Origin of the sequence: Paraburkholderia sp. 31.1 (assembly GCF_014397645.1) — a bacterium.
GTDB lineage: Bacteria > Pseudomonadota > Gammaproteobacteria > Burkholderiales > Burkholderiaceae > Paraburkholderia > Paraburkholderia tuberum.
This window is the reverse complement of sequence record NZ_VZQN01000047.1, coordinates 1-19646: the sequence shown is the minus strand read 5'-3', so window position 1 is coordinate 19646 and position 19646 is coordinate 1. Positions and strand designations below refer to the sequence as shown.

Here is a 19646-nt window from a genome sequence, read left to right as displayed (position 1 = left end):
CCGTCGCCATGGTCAAGCACGATCGGAACCGGCCCGACCACCGCTTCAGGCTCTACTGTGACAGTAGGAGCAAACGCACAGATCGTGGTGGGCGATGCGACAGCGATCGCGCTTGCCGACAACGCCACCATCGTCGTTCAGTCAGGCGCGCAAGTAAAAAACAGCGCGCTGACGGGTAACGGCACGTACGGCACCGGGGCCGATACGATCGCCTTCCGGAACAACAGCACGCTGACAGTGGAACAGGGCGCGGCCGTCATCTCTGGCGGGACGGAAGGCAACGCCGAAGCCGTCAATCCGGTGGGTACAGGCAATACCATCATCAACAACGGGACGATCCAGGGCGTCCATAGCGCTGCGATCTGGTTCCAGAATACGTCCGGCTCGAATACCGTCATCAACAACGCGACCGGCGTGATCGAGGCGCCGGGAAGCGTGATGGGCGCGTCCGGCAACGGCGCGGTCGACTTCACCAACCGCGGACAGGTGATCGGTAATCTGGTCTTTGCCGGTGGCAACGATACGTTGCGCCTTTACACCGGTTCGTCGGTGAGCGGAACCATCAACGGAGGCGGCGGCAACAACCTGTTGACGCTGAACGGCACCGGAACGGACACGCTGCCGACCGGCATCACGAACTTCCAGACGCTGCAGAAGCAGGACACCGGTACCTGGACAGTCGCGAGCTCGATGGGCGCGATGGGGGTCACGTCGGCCGAGGTGCAGCAGGGAACGCTCGCGCTGACCGGCAACAACACGCAGTACACTGGCACGATGCTGGTCGATCAGGCGGGCATCCTTCAGGGATCGTCGCAGAGCCTGCCAGGCGCGATCACCGATAACGGTCTGGTGCAGTTCGCGCAGGCCGCCAACGGCACTTATGCGGGGCTCATCAGCGGTACCGGCTCGGCGGAGAAAGACGGTGCCGGCACGCTTACGCTTGCGCCCACCGCTGCGGGCGGCAATACGTATACCGGGGGTACCGTACTGAAGCAGGGCGTACTCTCGGTGTCCGCAGATAACGCACTCGGCGGCACGGCAGGCGGCGTGACGTTCGACGGGGGAACGCTGCAGCTCGGCAGCAGTTTCGACCTTGCCAGTACGCGCGCGTTATCGGTTGCCGCGGGCGGCGGCACCATCGATACACAGGGCTTCCAGTCGACGATCGCGCAAAACGTGACGGGTACGGGCTCGTTCTTCAAGACCGGCTCGGGCACGTTGACGATCGACGGCTCGCTCGTCGGCCCGATCGCCGCGGAGGTGCAAGAGGGCACGCTCGTGCTCAACGGCAGCGGCGCACAGCATACGGGCAGCGTGACGGTTGATCTGCCCGGCACGTTGCAGGCGAGCGCCCAAAGCCTGCCGTCGACCGTTACCAACAACGGTCTCGTGCAATTCGAACAGAACGTCGACGGGACATATGCCGGGTTGATCAGCGGGACCGGCGTCGTGGAGAAAGACGGACTTGGCACGTTGACGCTCGCGCCGGGCGCGGTGGGCGGCAATACGTATACCGGCGGCACGGTGCTGAAACAGGGTGCGCTGTCGGTGAGCGCCGACAGCGCGCTGGGCGGCGCGACCGGTGGCGTGGCCTTCGATGGCGGCACGCTGCAGTTCGGCAGCAGCTTCGACCCGGCCAGCACGCGTGCAATCTCGATTGCGGCAGGCGGCGGCACGATCGATACGCAGGCGTTTCAGTCGACCCTCACACAGAACATCACCGGCACCGGTGCCTTGACAAAGGTCGGTGCGGGGACGCTGGTGCTCGATGGGGCGAATACGTGGTCGGGCGGCACGACGGTAAGCGCCGGCACGCTCGCGGTCGGCGATGCGTCGACGTCCGCCGCGTCGATGACCGGCGCGACGAGCGTCGCTGCGGGAGCGACGCTCGGCGGCTACGGCACTGTCAACGGCGACGTGACCAACAACGGCACCGTCGCGGTGGCCAATGCGTTGGCGCAGTTTGCCGGCGGCGCACAGGGCAATTTCACGATCAACGGCAAGTTGACGAACGCGAATCTCGTGCAGATTGGCGGCGGCAAGAGCGCCGGCAATTCACTCGTCGTCAATAGCTACGTCGGAAACAATGGGGCCATTGCATTGAATACCGTTCTCGCGGGTGACAACGCGTCTTCGGACAAGCTCGTTGTGAACGGCGGCACGGCAACCGGTGCGACCACGCTGAAGGTGACGAACGTGGGCGGCCAGGGCGCGGCGATCACGTCGAACGGCATCCAGGTCGTCGCCGCGACGAACGGCGCCACGACTGATGCCGGTGCATTTTCGCTCGCAGGCGGAACGACGAAAGCCGGCGCATACGAGTACTACCTCGTCAAAGGCGGCGTGATGGCCGGCACGTCGCAGAGCTGGTACCTGCGCAACACCGTGCCCGCTGCGCAGAGTGCGCCGGCCGACACGAGCGGCAGCGGCACGACAGCCGTGACCAGCACCCCCGCGCCGGGCACACCCGCACTTCCCGCCGCGAGTGCTGATCCGATTACGCTTTACCGCCCTGAAGCGGCCCTTTACGCGGAGCTTCCTGCCGTTGCCCGGCAGCTCGGCATGATGCAGATCGACAACTTCCATCTGCGCCAGGGCGAGCAGTCGTTGCTGAGCGAGAACGGCAGCCTGCCAGCGGCGTGGGGACGTGTGTGGGGCGGACACAGCACGCTGTCGCAAAGCGGCGACGTCGCGCCCGGGTTTTCCGGCTCGATGACGGGAGCGCAGGTCGGTCAGGACCTGTACGCGAGTACGACGGCGAGCGGTCACCGCGACCACTACGGGTTCTTCCTCGGCTTTGGACGGGCCACGGGTGATGTCAGCGGCTTTGCAGTCGGCGTGCCGGATGCCGCGGCCGGCCATCTTGGAATTAGCGCATACAGCATCGGCGGCTACTGGACCCACATCGGACCGAGCGGGTGGTACACAGATGCGGTGGTTTCGGGCAGCTCACTGGTGATCGATTCGTCGTCGCGCGACGGGGTTAGCGCCACGACGCACGGAAATGCGGCGACCGGTTCGCTTGAAGGCGGTTTGCCGTTCGCGATCGGACACTCGCTCACGCTCGAACCGCAAGCCCAGCTGATCTGGCAACACCAGACGATCAAGGATCTGAACGACGGAATCTCGAACGTCACGTTCAGCAACGGTAATACGATGGTCGGCCGTCTTGGCGTGCGGCTCGCCGGCGTCTACGAGGCGGCACGCGTGACCTGGCAGCCTTATCTGCGGCTCAACCTGTTGCGTTCGTTCGGCAGCACGGACAAAGCGACGTTTGGCGGCGTGACGCCGATCAGCACGTCGGTTGGCCAGACCACCGGGCAGATCGACGCGGGGATGGTGGCGAAGCTGACGAAGCATGGAAGCGCGTTTGCGACTGTCAGCCTCGGCACGAACCTTGGGGGCGAACACCAACGCGTTGTCACTGGAAACGTCGGCGCGCGCTGGACCTGGTAGCACAATTTACCAGGTTCGAGCAATTTGTCTTGCCGCACCTTACGGCAGGAAGCCGGGGACCGGCATCCAAACTGACCGCGCACGCGATCTTCAACTACATCCTGAAACTGTTTTACCTCGGTTGCCAATGGAAGGCGCTGCCGATTGCAATGGATCGGCACGGCAAGCCGGAGATTCACTACACGAGCATCTATCGGGCCTTTCGGCGCTGGCAGGCATGCGAATGTTTCGACGCTGTCTTCCTCGCGTCAGTGGTGCGGCTTAGCCACGACCAGTTGTTGGACACCAGCGTCATCCATGGCGACGGCACCACGACGGCGGCGAAAAAAGGCGGCGACAATATTGGCTTCAGCGGCCACAAGCACATGAAGGGTGACAAGGTAGTGGCCTTCTGTGACCGGAACTGCAATGTGATCGCCCCGTTCGTGTCGGCGCCAGGCAATCGCAACGAATCGCCACTGCTGCGAGACGCGTTGCCGCAGGTGATGCGGATTGCCCGTGAAGCCAGGCTGGACCTGCGTGACACCGTGGTCAGCCTGGACGGCGTCTACGATTGTCGCGCCAACCGCAAGGCGATCTTCAACCGCGGGATGGTGCCCAACATCAATCCGAACCCGCGCGGCAGGAAACGCACAAAGCGAGGTCGCAAGGCGCTGTTCGATCTGGCCATTTTTAAAGAGCGATTCCGAACGATCGAGCGCGTGTTCGCATGGGAAGATAAGTTTCGTCGCCTGCTACTTCGCTTCGATCGTATCAGTCAGTTGCACTACGCATTCAAGATCATGGCCTACACGATGATCAATCTACGACACCATTGCGGTAGTTGATCTGACAGTTGAGGTCCATGCTTCATGTCCGGCGCAGCGCGCCGTGATCCCGTTCGTCCTCATCCTGCGGAAATACATCCATGACAACACAAAACTGCCTCGTCCCCCTCCTCGACGCGGCTGGTCTCGCCCGCTTGCCCATTCCGTTGACCGCCGCCAGATCGCTTCAACCGAAACTCGCAACCAGTTGGTCGAAACATTCGCATGCCTGCCAGCGCCGAAAGGCCCGATAGATGCTCGTGTAGTGAATCTCCGGCTTGCCGTGCCGATCCATTGCAATCGGCAGCGCCTTCCATTGGCAACCGAGGTAAAGCAGTTTCAGGATGTAGTTGAAGATCGCGTGCGCGGTCAGTTTGGATGCCGGTCCCCGGCTTCCTGCCGTAAGGTGCGGCAAGACAAATTGCTCGAACTGTTCGAGGCTTAATTCCGTTGGAATCCGTTGCCATTGCTGGCTTTGCGCCATTATCGACCGCCAAAGATCGGGAATTCTAACGAGGCTCCGCCTCAGACCGACGAGTGGTATTGGTGACTGCGTGGCGCGGGGGGTGTAGGGTGGCTCCGGTCGAGCCGGCTGGGACAAGCCCAGCGATGTACGAGCTCGAAGCTCAATGGGTCCGAAGACCCGTGGACGACCGGAGCCTGTCATGACGTTATCACAGAGTGTGTGCGAAGTTCTGCGCGCTCACGTCGTGCTCGAGAGCGAGTGCATCGACCGGATGTACCTGAACGTGTACGTGCCACAGTTGCAGCGCGTGGGCGGCGTGGTGTGGTACCTGCGCGGGCATCTAGGTCAGCGCTTCGCCTCGACCGCGACCGTGGCGCCCAAGACCGTGGCCTTCGTGGCAAGCATCGAGAAGTTTGTCGCCGAGCAGGGTGTGGATCTGGTGAGCTTCGGCAAGCACGAGCGCAAGGACGACATCACCCAGCAGTATCTGCAGCGGTTCGACGCTGACGAAGGGATTCTGTACGTCGGCCGCGCCCAGGAGAAGGCGCGCGTGGTGCGCACCGAGCGGCGCCGTTCTGCACGCACCGGCATGAGCTATCCGTGGGTGGTCGATGCCAGCGCGATGGTGAACCACTACTACTTCTACTGCGTGGACGACGACTTCGGCCCGTTCTTCCTGAAGTTCTGTTCCTACTTTCCGTACAACGCCAAGCTGTGTATCAACGGCAACGAGTACGCCAAGTGCCAGTTGCGCAAGCGCGGCATCGCCTTCGAGGCGCTGGACAACGGCATCCTCTCGTGCGAAGACCCCAAGGCGCTGCAGCGAATCTGCGATGGGCTCGACGAGCGCAAGATTGATCGGCTGCTGCGCAAGTGGATGGCACGGCTGCCGCATCCGTTCGAGCGTCATGATCGAGCCGCGGGCTACCGCTACGCGCTGTCGATCCTGCAGGCCGAGTTCGCGATGACCCAGGTGCTCGATCGACCGGTGACAGGCCGCATCCTCTTCGAGCAAATCATCCGCGAGAACCTGGACATCGGACGCCCGGGCCAGGTGCAACTGATCTTCGATCGCCGCGTTAATCGGCGCACCCCGGGGCGCTTTCGCACCCGGGTGATCACTGAAGGGGTCACCCCTTCGCTGCATGTGGACTACAAACGTTCACGCATCAAGCAGTACCACAAGGAGGGTCAGGCGCTGCGTACCGAGACCACCATCAACGACACCCGCGACTTCGGCGTGGGACGGCTGCTGTGCAACTTGCCCGAGCTACGCCGCATCGGCTTTGCAGCGAACCGGCGCATGCTCGAAATTGAGCAGATCAGCCACGACTGTGCATTGGGCGAAGACGCGTTTCAGGACCTGCAGCGTCCGCGCCATGTTCACGGGCAGCGCGCACCGGTGCTGCGCTTTGCCGACCCGAACGTCCAGGCGCTGCTGCATGCGCTGGTGATGTTCGTCTTCGTCGCACGCGGCTTTACCAATCAAGACCTGCGGCAAGCCTACGCCGTGCTGCTGGGCCTGCGTCCCGGCGAAATCGGCCCGGGGCGCATGAGCTACGAGCTGCGACGCCTGCGCTTGCATGGCCTGATCGAGCGAGTGCCCAGGACCCACCGCTATCGGCTCACAAACCTTGGGCTGCAAACGGCACTCTTCTACACACGTGTGTACTCGCGCATCTTGCGCCCGGGCCTTGCATTGGTTAGCCCTCAGGCGCCTGCGGAGTCGCCAGCGTCTTTGCAGCGCAGCTTCCGCACCGCCGAGCAGGCCGTCAACATCTGGTGCGATCAGGTCAAAATCGCCGCGTAGAAAACTTGACTCGACTGCTACAAGATCAATTCAGTCAAGGAATCTAGCGGATCCGGCGGAAATCGGCGAAAGTCATACCTTAGCAGCCTTGAGAAACCCGCAACCAGTTGTCGCCTACGACGACTTTGAGCGCGAGGTGGCGGCGTCCGACCCGTTGAGCCTCGCGGAGATCAATGACGAGGTAACGCCGCGCGAACTGCTCGCTCTGGTCGACGACGTTTCCGATGCGAACGGACGGGCAGAGTACCTGTCGATCTGTGCGGTGGGACTACGCGAAAGCTCCACGGATGCGCCACGCGCTGACTGCTTACCTGGCGGTTCGCGACCCCTTGGGGCCGGATGCGTTGCTGGAGGCGCGCGCGAATGCGATCGCACGGTTCCTGCTCCATACGGAACGGCAAGGCAGGCAGTGAACGTGTGTTGTGGTTCTCTGTGTCGCGAACCGTCTGTCGCAGACCGTTCAAACCCGCCATTGCGATGCGCGCGAGCGACTGCTTCAGCGCCAATTGGCACGTTTTCAAGGCGTTTCCCGGTGGTATGGAACTTGCCACTAGAGAAACGTCCATCCATCAGGAGCACGTCATGTCTGCTTCGCTCAATGCCCAAATCGCCGAAGTTTTCGACGAGCCGGGTTGCGACAGGAATCAAGGCAAGAGCGAGAAGGAGCGCAAAAGGGGCTGCACGAAGCAGCTTTCGCCGGGTTCGGCCGCAGGCGGGTGCGCGTTCGACGGCGCGAAGATCGCTTTGCAGCCGGTGGTGGACGTCGCACACCTCGTGCACGGGCCAATTGCCTGTGAAGGTAACTCGTGGGACAACCGGCACGCCGCTTCGTCCGGTTCGCAACTCTATCGCACCGGCTTCACCACCGATATCAACGAACTCGACGTGGTGTACGGCGGCGAGAAGCGCCTGTTCAGGAGCGTGCGCGAAATCATCGAGAAATACGATCCGCCCGCAGTGTTCGTCTACCAGACCTGCGTCACTGCGCTGATCGGCGACGACATCGAGGCAGTCTGCAAGCGCGCCACCGAACAATTTGGCAAGCCGGTGATTCCGGTCATTTCCCCCGGTTTCGCCGGGCCGAAGAATCTGGGCAACAAGCTTGGCGGCGAGGCGATCCTCAACCATGTGATCGGCACGCGCGAGCCCGAGTACACGACGCCGTACGACATCAACGTCATTGGCGAATACAACCTGTCGGGCGAACTCTGGCAGACCAAGCCGCTGCTCGACGCGCTAGGCATCCGTATCCTCTCGTGCATCTCCGGCGACGGGCGCTACAACGAGATCGCAAGTTCGCATCGCGCCAAGGTCAACATGATGGTCTGCTCGAAGTCGATGATCAACATCGCGACAAAGATGCAGCGGCGCTACGGCATCCCTTACTTCGAGGGCTCGTTCTATGGGATCGGCGACATGAGCGACACGCTGCGCCATATCGCCAGCCTGCTCGTGCAGCAGGGCGCGCCGGACGATCTGCTCGAGCGTACCGAGCGCCTGATCGCCGCCGAGGAAGCGCGCGCGTGGGAGCGCATCGCGCACTACAGGGCGCGCCTTACCGGCAAGCGGGTGTTGCTCATCACAGGTGGCGTGAAGTCTTGGTCGGTGGTTTCCGCGCTGCAGGAAGCAGGGCTCGAAATCGTCGGCACCAGCGTCAAGAAGAGCACTAAGGAAGACAAGGACAAGATCAGGGAGATCATGGGCGACGACGCCCACATGATCGACGGCATGACGCCGCGCGAGATGTACGCGATGCTCAGGGACGCGCGGGCCGACATCATGCTGTCGGGTGGCCGCTCACAGTTCGTCGCATTGAAGGCCCGCATACCGTGGCTCGACATCAATCAGGAACGCCACCACCCTTATGGCGGCTACGAGGGGATCGTCGAGCTGGTGCATGAGATCGACCGCGCGATCTACAACCCGGTGTGGCAACAGGTGCGGATCCCTGCTCCGTGGGGCGACGACGGGGGAGCGCTCGGTGTGGTCCAGGCGCAAGCCGCGCGCCCGCTGTCGAGCGCCGCGGGGTGGGGGCGATGAGCCTCGAACCCGGTATACCGACCTGACGCCCCCGAACTCGAGAACATGCCATGGCCGATGTCGTCGAATCTATGAAAGCCTGTGCGGTCAATCCGCTCAAGATGAGCCAGCCGCTGGGCGCGAGCCTCGCGTTCCTTGGGCTCGATGCCTGCATGCCCGTGATGCACGGCTCGCAGGGCTGCACGTCGTTCGGCCTCGTGCTGCTGGTGCGCCACTTCAGGGAGGCGATCCCGCTGCAGACGACAGCCATGGACGAAGTCACCGCGGTGCTCGGCGGCTACGAGAACATCGAGGCCGCGCTGCTCAACATCCGCAAGCGCGCTGCGCCGAAGGTCATCGCGATCTGTTCAACAGGTCTCACCGAGACCGAGGGCGACGACGTGGACGGCTATCTCGTTACCGTGCGCAAGCGCAAGCCCGAACTCAACGACACCGAGATCGTCTATGTGTCGACCCCCGACTATGTCGGCGCATTCGAAGACGGCTACCGGCATGCGATTACCGGCATCGTCAACGCGCTGGTCAAGGCCTTGCCAACGGTGGCCAATCAGGTGACGCTGCTGCCCGGCAGCCATCTGTCGCCTGGCGACATCGACGAACTGCGCGAGATCATCGAAGCGTTCGGCTTCGATGTCATCGTGCTGCCCGACATTTCCGGCTCGCTCGACGGCCATATCGCGCCGGACTGGCGCGGCACCACACTGGGCGGTACCACGCTCGCGGAGATCCGGGCCGCGGGTGCATCGGCATTTACGATCGGCGTGGGCGAGCAGACGCGCGACGGCGCCGAGGCATTGCATGCTATCGCCGGCACACCGTTCGAAGTGTTCGGGCGGCTCACCGGACTGGAACCCAACGATCGTCTGCTGCAATTGCTCGCGCAGCGCTCCGGACGACCCGTTCCCGCGAAATACCGGCGTCAGCGCAGCCAATTGCTCGATGCGATGCTAGACGGCCATTTCTACACCGGAGGCATCAAGGTCGCGATCGGCGCAGAGCCCGATCTGCTGTTCGCGCTCGGCAGCATGCTGCACGAGATGGGCGCGCAGTTGCGCTGCTGCATCAGCACGACGCGATCGCGCGCGCACGCGTTGCTGCCCGCTGATCAGGTCGTGATCGGCGATCTCGAAGACATGGAGCGCGCCGCGGTGGACTGCGACCTGCTGATCACCCATTCGCACGGCAGGCAGATGGCCGAGCACCTGCAAAAGCCGCTCTTCCGGATCGGTTTTCCGGTCTTCGACCGGGTTGGAAACGCACATCGACGCTACGTCGGCTACCGCGGCACGATGAACCTGATCTTTGAGATCGCCAACCTGATGATCGAGCAGATTCCGCATCACGATCCGGGCGACTGGCCGCTGCCGCAGGCCGCTATCGATCTGGCCGCGCGCGATCCGGCGTGCGAAGCGAACATTCCTGTCGTCGCGGCCGGTGCTTGACCCACCTAAAGGAGCACACAGCATGAAGATCGCGTTCGCTACCCAGGACAGGCAGTTCGTCGATGCGCATTTTGGCTGGGCGAGGAGCATCGTCACCTACGACGTCACACCGGACGGCTACCAGTTCGTCGAGGCGTTCGACTTTGGTGACAAGCTCGAAGAGGACGGCGACGAGGACAAGCTCGCGCCCAAGCTCGAAGCCATCAAGGATTGCGCGATCCTGTACGTCGCCGCAATCGGCGGCTCGGCCGCGGCTCGAGTGGTTGCGCTGAAGATTCATCCGATCAAGGTGCCGCGGCCCGAGTCCATCGAGGAGACTCTCGGCAAGTTGCAACAGGTGCTGAAGGGCACGCCGCCGCCGTGGCTGCGCAAGGCGCTGGCGAAGGATGGCGAACGTGTATACGACTTTGAAGACGATGAGGTATCCCATGGCTGAAACATCCGCAATTCCGTCCAAGGCCAGCGACGAAATGCTGCTGGTCGCACCGTTCGTGCAGCAGCTCGTCAGGCAGTTGCGCGCGCAGGACACCCACGGCGTGTGGGACGGAAAGACCGACCTGCAACTGCTCAAGCCGTACATCCACACGCCGGAGGAACGCCGCGCGATTCCGATCATGGGCGACCCCGACCCCGAAACGCTGTGGCGGCTCGAGCTTTTCTATAGCGCGATTGCGGTGGCGATCGAGCGTGAGACCGGCCAAATGGTTTCGCCGATGATGAAGATGAGCCACGAGGGCTTCGGCCGCATGGTGTTGATCGCGGGGCGGCTCGTTGTCGTCAACAAGCAGTTGCGCGACGTACACCGGTTCGGCTTCGCTTCGCTGGAGACGCTCGCCGAGGCGGGCGCAAAGCTTCTCGACGAAGCGGTCGAGGTGATCCGGATGTACCCCGCCGTCGCACAGTACGGCGCCTGAAGGAATCGTGAGGGGACCGAGACGATGAGCACCGATGCCGATGAACTCAAGGCGCACCTGAAGAAACTCAACGCGCAAGCGACCCGGGCGAAGTTGGACCTGCACGACCTCTCAGAGGAACTCCCGACCAACTGGGAGAACATTCTCGCTGTCGCCCAGCGCTGCCATGACGCCCACGCCGCGCTGATGGCAGCCCGCAAGGCTGCCGCTGCGGCAGCGGCCTGAACCAGCGAAGCCATGGAGCCACATCATGAGCGATACCTTCAGCGTTACGCTGCCAAGCGGCGCCACCTGGACGCCGACGTTCGTCAACAGGCTCGACGAAGAAAAATGCATTGGTTGCGGACGTTGTTTCCGTGTCTGTCCGCGTGGCGTGCTGCAACTCGTCGGGCTTAACGAGGACGGCGCGCACGTCGCACTGGACGGCGACGACGAAGACGAAGACGACGACGAGTACGAGAAGAAGGTGATGATTATCGTGCATCGGGAACTGTGCGTCGGCTGCACCGCGTGCGCGAAGATCTGCCCGAAAAAGTGCTACACGCACGCGGCGGCCGTTCTCTGAGCGATGCCGCGATGGACGCCTATGCAACCCTGATGGCGTGTGCGGTGGATGCGGGCGATCCCACCGTGCTGGCACTGGCCGGCGTGCTGTCGAGCGGGTTCGAGCACCACGGCGTCGATGTGCTGCCGATGCCCGGACTGGACGCCGACCAGACGCGCCGGATGCTCGCGCGCTGGTTCCCGGGTGCCGGCTCGGCGCTCGGTCTTACGTGCGTCTTGTCGCCCGCCACGATGCCGCGTGGCGACGAACTGGAAGACCTGGTGGCGTTGCTCAATCACCATGCCGATCCCCGCGCCGGCCCGGCAGACGAGGCGAACTGCGTGGCCCATGCATTGGCCTGCGCGAGCCTCGGGCAAAACCACCTTTGGCAAGACCTGCTTCTGCCGTCGCGGCGCGAGTTGTCCGCATTGATCAGCCACTGGTTTCCGCGGCTGGCCGCGAAGAATACGCATGACATGAAGTGGAAGAAGTTCTTCTACAAGCAACTGTGCGAGCGCGAGGGCCTGTTCATCTGCAAGGCGCCGAGTTGTGGCGTCTGTTCGGACCATGCGCTTTGCTTTAGAGCGGAGTAGGCAGCACGCGTCGGTCACCGCTTCGATTGTGTCGCGTCGCGGGTGGCCGACTTCGTGGTCGAGTCCTGCGGCGGGCTGCTGTATTACGGCGAGCGGCATGCGCATCTGCAGGCGGGCTTTCGGGCCGCCGTTGCTGTTTGACGAAGAGGGCCGCGAACCTTGGCTGATTCAACTTTGGCACGCGTTCGACGACGTCGGTTTCCCGCCCGCGCTGCGCGCCGACTTCTGGGGCAGGGCGAAGTCGCTGTCCGAGCATCGGCTGACGCCGCACGCGCGTCATGCCGGCCGGACGCGCTACACGTACGACACGGTGCGTAGCTGGTTTCTCACTCCGGCAGCGGGCGAACGGCTTGCGGGCCATGCCACGAGGCGCTCGCCATGAGACCCATCCCGCCTGCCGTTGCCGTAACGGTGCGATCCGAAGCGCAGCCCGTCATGAATCAGAACCGCGGCACATGCCTTCCCGACAGCAGTGCGAGCCTGTCGCTGGAGCGCGCGCGGGCGCATGTCGCGAGCCTGCAGCACGAGTTGTTCGCGGTTGAGCAGGCGCTGCTCGACGAGCGCGCATTGACGCGCGCATTGAGCGGGCGTCGATGGGTTTATGTGGGCGGGCGGCCAAGCATCAACGCCGTGCTGCGTGCGCTGGTGGAGGCGGCCGGAGGCGAGTTCGTTCATCACACCGGGACCATCGACGACGATAGCCGTGCCGAAGGCTTCGAGGCTTTGCTGTCAGGCGCCTACCGGGTGCTGTGCCCATTGGATCTGATCGACCCGGACTCGCTGGTCGCGCTGCGGCGATTGTGCGCGCGTCACCGCGCGCCGTGGTCCGCTTTGCGTTCGTCGAGCGTGACGAGCTTCATCGCGGGCGTGTTGCGGGCTCGGCCTGCCCAGCCGCACGGCGTGGTCGCAGCGTCGCGCTTCTGCCTGAGGCATGGCTGACGTCGTCATGACTTTACGTACCGCGAGATGTGGGCGCAAAACTTGCCTTTGACGTGGTCTTTCCACGAGAGGGCCTGCCATGTCGGATTCCGCACAACGCTACGGCCTTTTCCTCAACGTCGAGAACCCCGACGGCGACGCGCGCGATGCGCTGACGCAAACCGTGCGTAATGCGCCGGCCATAGCTGGCATTAAGACATGAGGCGTCGACGTAACAGCGCCACCGACAGAAAGAACGGCAACACCGTGCAAATGCAGAGAGCGCCAATATGCAAGGCAACACTGCCCACCGGGCGTCCGAGCATCGCGGGACGGATCAGGTCGACGGAATGTGCGAGCGGCAAGAAGCGCGCTACGTCGCAAAAAACGGCAGGTAGCTTACTGATCGGGAAGATCACGCCGCTCAGGAGCACCATGGGCGTGAGAACGAGCGTTTGATAGAACACGAAGTAATCGTGACTGGGTGCAAGCGCCGTGAGGATCATCGCCAGACTCGCGAAGGCGAGGCCAGTCAGGGCGATGGCAGGCAATGCATAGAGAATGGATGACCACGCTGCATAACCCAGCACGGTGGCTACCACCATGACGGCGATGCCGGCAAAAAAGGCCCTGGTGGCGGCCCATGCCAGTTCACCGAGAACGATATCGCCGAGCGTGAGCCGTGTGCACAGGATCGCTTCCCACATGCGCTGAACATGCATGCGAGAGAAAGCTGCGTAAATCGTTTCGAAGGTCGCGGAGGTCATCGCGCTCGTGGCGACCATACCCGCCGCGAGAAACGCGATATAAGATGCGCCATCGACGCGACCTACCATTATCCCGAAACCAAAGCCGAGGCCGAACAGATAAATCATAGGATCGGCAAGGTTACCGAGAATCGAGGCAAACGCGACTTTTTTCCATGCCAGATAGTTGTGGCGCCACACTGCAACCCAGTTCCACACGTTCGCGGGCAGGGCCGCTGCATAAAACTCTCTCATCGTTCACTCCTTCATCCCGCGTCCGGTTAACTGCAAAAAGACATCCTCGAGATTTGCTGGACGCTGTAAAAGGCGCAGCGCCGCGCGCCCGCGCAACTGTACACACACCCGTTCCGGATCGGACACATAGCAGAAGAGGGTCCCACCACTGACCTCGATACGCTGCGCGTGCGGCGCGATCAACGTGCGCAGCTCATGCGGATTGCCGCCGCGGATCTCGACCACGTGGCTCCCGATCTGTTCTGCGATCAGCGCGCGAGGCCCGCCTTCGGCGATCTTTCGCCCCTCCTCCAGCACACACAGTCGGTCGCACAACCGCTCGGCCTCTTCCATGAAATGGGTGGTCAAGAGGATCGTCTTGCCGCGCGCCAACAATGAACGCAGGCTTTCCCAGATCAGGTGGCGCGCATGCGGGTCGAGACCCGTTGTAGGCTCGTCCATGACCAACAACTGTGGATCGTTGATTAGCGCGCGTGCCAGCATCAGCCGCCGCTTCATGCCGCCGGATAGTTCGGTGACGCGCGCATCGACCTTGCTTTCGAGGCAAGCGAATTCGAGCAGCGACGGCACGACCGCTTCAATTTCACGTGTGCTCATGCCGAAGTAGCGCCCAAACACCAGAAGGTTCTCGCGCACGGTGAACCCGGGCTCGAGGTTGTCGAATTGCGGCACCACGCCAATGCTCATACGTGCCGAGCGAGCGCGCGCCGGCACTGGCTCCCCGAGCACGATGATCTTGCCTGCGTCGGGCGGCGCCATGCCGAGAACCATACGCACCGTCGTGCTCTTGCCCGCGCCATTTGGCCCTAGCAGACCGAAGCACTCTCCAGGCGCGACGCTGAACGACAATCCGTCGACTACGATCTTGTCGCCATATGACTTCCTTACGCCGGTGAAGCTGATTGCTGCTTTGGACATGGAGATAAGAAGGAAAATTACGCACTCGTCTTAGAGAAAAAGAAGCCGTTCTGCTGCCGCGGCCCGATTGAAAACGCCCTGGTCGATAGAAGATCCTTGCCTGCCAAGCGCGAGAGTTACTGACAATGGAGTACCAGGATTTCGGTGAATGCACTGGCGTTGGGAAGACGACAATCGAGCCTTTGCGTGAGACGATCGCACTCAAGCGGACCAGTGCCGATGGTGGGCGGTTCTGGGTTGGCGCAATACTCGAGATCTATATGTACGATTAACTAATCGCCATCGAATGCTTCGTCAGACGTCGCTAATGTTGAAGACTCGCACGCGTGATCCTGCCGACGGTGTGGAGTCGCAGATCTTGACGCTGAAGTGGCGTTCGGCTTTGTAACCGGATTCGGAGTATCGACCTGTTTTTCACGAACGTTCGATACGTTCCCTGCAGAGCCACGGGACAGCCAATCGCTATTGCTCAATGTACACAGCGCATAGGCTTTCAGGGGGAGCAAGAGAAAGAGGTTAATGGGTGTGTGAAGAGAAAAGCCAAGAAATCGAACCTGGCGAGCGCGAACCGATGCCACGCTACAGCGGATCATGGTCGATGATGCGATTATCAGGGCAGTCCACCACGGCACTGTCGCTGTCAATGCGAGCTGCGCGAGACCCGCTAGTAGCGATAAGCCGAGAAATAGCGAGCCCAGATTGTGTCCGATCACGTCCAGCGTAAGGTAACGATCGAGACGGGGCAGCAGGCGCAGCGAAAGCAACGTGTCCCGATACGTACTGCGCGCCCAGCGCAGTTGTTGGCGCAGATACGCCCCCAGTCTGTCTGGAACGACTGTCGCCGCAATGGCGTCGTGAACGTACACGGTCCGATAACCTGCCGTCAGCATGAGAATCGTCAGATGACGGTCCTCGCCGAAGTCGCTGGGCTTCCCGCGAAAAAATTGCGTCTCGTACTGATCTAGCAGCAAAAGGAGCGCGGACCGGCGGTACATGGCACATGGACCGCAGCAACACATAACAGCGCCGAAGCGAGCCTGTGCGGCGCGTTCTTCATTGCAAGCCAACCAGTACTCCATATCGATCAGACGGGTCAACCAGGTGTCGCTGCGGTTGCTGGCCGTCAACTGCCCCATGGCGGCGCCTATCGTCGCGTCTCGCATTGTCAATACGAGCTTCTTGACGACATCGGGCGCCAGCGTCGTGTCCGAGTCGACGTTGAGTACCAGTTCCCCGGATGAAGAGCGTATCGCGGCGATCTGTGCCTTGCGCTTTCCCATATTTTGGGGAAGCGTAATGAAGTTGAATCTGGGGTCGCGCGAGTACTCATCGTATACCGGCCTCACGGCGTCGAGATTCGCAGAACCATCATCGACCACATAGACGCGCAGTTTTGCGGCGTAGTCCTGGTTTGCGATGGACTCCAGGCATGCCGAGAGCGTGCGCGGGTCCTCATTGAAGCAGGGAACGATGACATCCACGCCCGGCAGAGTGTCGGAGTCGATCAGACCGTCCGACAGCGATGACACGTTTGTCGGCTGAGCATAAAGCGTCTGGGTGCTTTTATAGACAGTCGAGAGCAGCGCATAAAACGAGACAGCGACAGTGCTAGTTGCGGCAAGCATGTTCATAGGGTATCTGGTTCGTCCGGTGAGGTTGAGGAAGCGATCGGATTGCAAACCCCCGGTCATGCAATGCAGGAATCTTGAGGGAAAGCGCCGTGAGGGTCTGCTCGCGCCGACCAGCGTGATTACATCGTCCCAACTCATCGGGAGGGCATCCGCCGTGCAAGAGCACAATTGCACCCGGCCCGACAGAGGCCAGCACTGCGCTGACAATCGCGTCCATGCCGGGACGAGACCAGTCTCGCGGGTCTACCGACCAGTGGAGGGGCGCCAGACCAGCGCTCGCTGACGTAGTGAGCACTGCTTCGGTCCACATGCCATACGGGGCACGCATGTACGGCCCGAGTAAATCGAGCAAATTCGGTATGAAAAAGGAATTGGTACTGTCGTCAAAGGTTAAGTAGACGTCGCGACATCCGGCGCGATTGTGGCACTCGTCGCGCGCCGCGGATACGCAATTGAGGACCTTCACAGCTCTGGACCGTTTCGTTCAATTATCGAGCCAGTAGGTCGATCCACGGTCGATAGTCCCAACCGAAAGGCTGCGACGGGCACGGTTCCGGTAAGCTTAGGTGGCGCGTCGAGAGATACATCTAAAAGTATGATCATCATGAAGACACGTCTAAACATTGTCGTACTACTTATAAATTTGAAGTATTCGATCAATCAACTTCGATTCCGATTTCCGCAACGAGAGGCTTCACTGTGCAACACAAAAATTGATTTGTAAAATCGATTGCGTTGATGCCTTGCATCTATAGCGTGGATATGTTGAGAAATGGGTTTTAAGGGTTTCGATCTAAATCTGCTCGTTGCGCTCGAGCGTATAGACCAATCCGCTGGCGTTAAGGTAGCTCCGTTTTTGGAGCGACCGACGATGCCGGCTCATCGCACAACCATGCGCAAAATCAAGGAAGTACTCCGCCTGAAGTGGGCATGCCATCTCACGCACCGCCAGCGTGCAGGGCGCCCTCAGCGTCGGTCTGGGGATGATCAAGCAGTATCTTCAGCCTGCCACAGCGGCAGGACTGGGCTGGGCGTCGGTCGAACATCTGGAAGAAGACGAGCTTGAGCGGCGCGTCCTGTCGCTCGCGTCGTCACCTTTGCGGTACTCGACTGCGAAAGTCATATCAGTATCTGGTCGTGGTCATGCGCAGATTGCTCTGTCACAAAGGATCATTTAGGCGCGACACGACAGGTAGAGCACACTTGCAATAATTATGACCGTTCCGAGTGCTACCTGTAGAGAAATGACCTCCCCCCAAATCAAATAGTCGAAAATGATTGCCCATACAATGCTGAGGTAACCAAATGAGGCGACGATTGGGGTGGCGACAGTCGCGACTGCGATCGTTAGCATAAGTTGCGCTACACCTGCAGTCAGTCCAAATAGAACCATGTACCCGAAATCCCTTAGATCTGGCGTTACCCAAGCGACGGGAAGTGACACTCCGCTAACAATCGTCGCTATGATTGTGTAATAGAAGACGATTGTCGCTGGCTCGTCAGTTCGCGAGAGTCTCTTGACCTGGATGACTGAACCGGCGCTAAACATAGCACTCAGCAGAATTAGAATCATTGCGCGCAGCGACGCACCATTGGCGCTAAATGGTGAGGAAGCCACCGCGACTCCCGCGAATCCGGACATCGACGCTATCGCCGTAGGTAGACGAAAACGCTCACGCAAGAACACGATGCCGAAAAAGCAGACAAAGATTGCTTCTGTCTCCTTCAGCGTTACAGCGGTTGATAAAGGCAGATATGGCACGCCGGCAATGAAAAATCCCACTGCGGCAAGCCCTGTGACGGCTCTGATGAAATGACCGCCTAAGCGATAAATCGTCAGTTCCTTCCATTGAATGCGACAAGTCGCGAACACGAACGCGGCGGGAATTAAGCCGGATAGCATCCGAAAGAACATCATCTCGTTCGCCGGATACCTTGCCGGAATGAGCCTCGCAACCGCATTGCTTATTGCGAAGAGAAGAATCGCGTAGAACATGAACGCAATCCCGCGCAGCTTTCTAAATCGTGTGCGAAAAAGCCGATTTTCGGTTGCCAACTTGTAGCTAGACTGCTCCGATGTCTCAAAAGAATCGTGACTTATATGAGGATTCCCTAACGTAACACAATTCAAACCGACATACCGCAGAAGGCAGAATTTCGTTGTGCGCGTCATCACGAAAAGTTTTCTCATGTTGCGAAGGTCCCGCGAAAAAGGAGTGCCTGCTCGATCGCGTGTGGTAACGAAGCCCACACGGCGCATACCGGCTAACTGTCGGGGCCATTTCAGCGTGGACGGAATTGAGCCGCGTTACGGGACGTCGCGGTTTGTCGAAATATCCCAGGTCGGATAGCTGTCTGCATGCAGCTTTCGCACCATGTCGGCCTGAAAGCTCGAAATCCCCGGTGAACGAACTTTTGGCGCATTTCGCGAAATTGCCTCGGCTGACATTGCCGACGTCGGATTCCCGACAAACGGCGCGCGGTTTGTCGCAAGCGGTGCCTTCGTGTCCCGTCCTGGCGCGCGATTGGGTCTGTCACACTTCACGACGGATGACCCAGTCGCGCAGCGTCGGCTACTACGCGACGACAAATGGAATGAACGCCCCTACGTACAGATTGGGAGGCTCTATTGGAGGTGTTCGCGGGCCTACGGCACCAGGGTGCCAAACTGAAGATACATTGAGATGTATCCGTCAGCGGAACCCGTGTTGTAAGAAGCTCGCACCAACATACCTACGCGATCCGGGTGCCAAAACACCGTTTTGGCCTTATAACCTTTCCGCACAGGTGATTGTTCAGCGGTGGTTAATACGCATTGCCTTACAAACACGTCGAGATTCGGACAGATCTAACTCAAGATGCTGGATTTGTAACGTTCGCGACATGATCTGCACTGGACGAGGAATCGCATCTTGTTCTCCTCACCACATTAACCGGTATATGAGCCGTTTAAAGCATCGTCTTATACACAAGTCTGCCCTCCGCAACCGTAGGCCGGAACAAACCGTCGTCGAGCAATGAGATCGACCGGGGCTTGTAAACTTTCGGCGCGTCGCGTTTACTCTTGCTTTTTGCGTGAACGCCTTGGCCCTGGAAGCACCGTGCTG

18 protein-coding genes are annotated in these 19646 nt (G+C 60.9%); 13 read left to right on the top strand and 5 right to left on the bottom strand.

What is annotated here, in order from left to right:
* Nucleotides 1-57 precede the first annotated feature (57 nt).
* Both F6X37_RS29280 and F6X37_RS37235 read left to right on the top strand, forming a co-directional pair.
* Entirely contained in the window at nt 58-3456 is a 3399-nt protein-coding gene (locus F6X37_RS29280; RefSeq protein ID WP_316252007.1) for an autotransporter outer membrane beta-barrel domain-containing protein, read from the top strand.
* A 29-nt stretch (nt 3457-3485) separates the two neighbouring features.
* Nucleotides 3486-4283, top strand: coding sequence for a transposase (locus F6X37_RS37235; RefSeq protein WP_262420065.1), 798 nt, complete (start codon nt 3486-3488; stop codon nt 4281-4283).
* 166 nt (nt 4284-4449) lie between these two features.
* Here F6X37_RS37235 and F6X37_RS29270 read toward each other — a convergent pair whose 3' ends face one another.
* Nucleotides 4450-4746: a transposase gene (locus F6X37_RS29270; protein ID WP_187613714.1), complete on the bottom strand. Its 297-nt coding sequence runs from the start codon at nt 4744-4746 to the stop codon at nt 4450-4452.
* 181 nt (nt 4747-4927) lie between these two features.
* Here F6X37_RS29270 and F6X37_RS29265 point away from each other — a divergent pair, with 181 nt between their 5' ends.
* From F6X37_RS29265 to F6X37_RS37230, 11 genes are all read left to right on the top strand, one after another.
* Nucleotides 4928-6538, top strand: coding sequence for a hypothetical protein (locus F6X37_RS29265; RefSeq protein ID WP_187613713.1), 1611 nt, complete (start codon nt 4928-4930; stop codon nt 6536-6538).
* A 582-nt stretch (nt 6539-7120) separates the two neighbouring features.
* On the top strand, nt 7121-8578 hold the full coding sequence (gene nifE / locus F6X37_RS29260; protein ID WP_187613712.1) for a nitrogenase iron-molybdenum cofactor biosynthesis protein NifE: 1458 nt from the start codon (nt 7121-7123) through the stop codon (nt 8576-8578).
* Between the two features lie 50 nt (nt 8579-8628).
* On the top strand, nt 8629-10020 hold the full coding sequence (gene nifN / locus F6X37_RS29255) for a nitrogenase iron-molybdenum cofactor biosynthesis protein NifN (protein ID WP_187613711.1): 1392 nt from the start codon (nt 8629-8631) through the stop codon (nt 10018-10020).
* A 22-nt stretch (nt 10021-10042) separates the two neighbouring features.
* Nucleotides 10043-10456, top strand: a complete 414-nt coding sequence (gene nifX, locus F6X37_RS29250; protein ID WP_187613710.1) for a nitrogen fixation protein NifX — start codon at nt 10043-10045, stop codon at nt 10454-10456.
* Nucleotides 10449-10934, top strand: coding sequence for a NifX-associated nitrogen fixation protein (locus F6X37_RS29245; RefSeq protein WP_187613709.1), 486 nt, complete (start codon nt 10449-10451; stop codon nt 10932-10934). Before nifX ends, F6X37_RS29245 begins: the two co-directional genes overlap by 8 nt.
* A 24-nt stretch (nt 10935-10958) precedes the next feature.
* Nucleotides 10959-11159 carry a CCE_0567 family metalloprotein gene (locus tag F6X37_RS29240; RefSeq protein ID WP_105512102.1) on the top strand — a complete coding sequence of 67 codons (201 nt, stop codon included), beginning with the start codon at nt 10959-10961 and terminating at the stop codon, nt 11157-11159.
* A 25-nt stretch (nt 11160-11184) separates the two neighbouring features.
* Nucleotides 11185-11499, top strand: a complete 315-nt coding sequence (gene fdxB, locus F6X37_RS29235; RefSeq protein ID WP_184038030.1) for a ferredoxin III, nif-specific — start codon at nt 11185-11187, stop codon at nt 11497-11499.
* Nucleotides 11500-11510: 11 nt separating this feature from the next.
* Nucleotides 11511-12071 (top strand): nitrogen fixation protein NifQ, encoded by a 561-nt coding sequence (locus tag F6X37_RS29230; protein ID WP_184038027.1) that lies wholly within the window; start codon nt 11511-11513, stop codon nt 12069-12071.
* Nucleotides 12072-12168: 97 nt separating this feature from the next.
* On the top strand, nt 12169-12453 hold the full coding sequence (locus F6X37_RS29225; protein ID WP_410451438.1) for a hypothetical protein: 285 nt from the start codon (nt 12169-12171) through the stop codon (nt 12451-12453).
* Between the two features lie 53 nt (nt 12454-12506).
* On the top strand, nt 12507-13010 hold the full coding sequence (locus F6X37_RS29220; protein WP_262420064.1) for a DUF2325 domain-containing protein: 504 nt from the start codon (nt 12507-12509) through the stop codon (nt 13008-13010).
* A gap of 79 nt (nt 13011-13089) precedes the next feature.
* Entirely contained in the window at nt 13090-13212 is a 123-nt protein-coding gene (locus tag F6X37_RS37230) for a hypothetical protein (RefSeq protein WP_262420063.1), read from the top strand.
* On the opposite strand, the gene F6X37_RS29215 is transcribed toward F6X37_RS37230, so the two are convergent.
* The 4 genes from F6X37_RS29215 to F6X37_RS29200 all read right to left on the bottom strand — a co-directional run bounded on the left by F6X37_RS29215 (nt 13202) and on the right by F6X37_RS29200 (nt 18595).
* Complete coding sequence (locus F6X37_RS29215) at nt 13202-13990, bottom strand: ABC transporter permease (RefSeq protein WP_090811273.1); 789 nt, start codon at nt 13988-13990, stop codon at nt 13202-13204. The genes F6X37_RS37230 and F6X37_RS29215 overlap by 11 nt on opposite strands.
* A 3-nt stretch (nt 13991-13993) precedes the next feature.
* Complete coding sequence (gene nodI, locus F6X37_RS29210) at nt 13994-14908, bottom strand: nodulation factor ABC transporter ATP-binding protein NodI (RefSeq protein WP_187613708.1); 915 nt, start codon at nt 14906-14908, stop codon at nt 13994-13996.
* 272 nt (nt 14909-15180) lie between these two features.
* Nucleotides 15181-16539, bottom strand: coding sequence for a chitooligosaccharide synthase NodC (gene nodC, locus F6X37_RS29205; protein WP_187613707.1), 1359 nt, complete (start codon nt 16537-16539; stop codon nt 15181-15183).
* A gap of 1174 nt (nt 16540-17713) precedes the next feature.
* Nucleotides 17714-18595 carry a DMT family transporter gene (locus F6X37_RS29200; RefSeq protein ID WP_262420070.1) on the bottom strand — a complete coding sequence of 294 codons (882 nt, stop codon included), beginning with the start codon at nt 18593-18595 and terminating at the stop codon, nt 17714-17716.
* Between the last annotated feature and the right edge of the window lie 1051 nt (nt 18596-19646).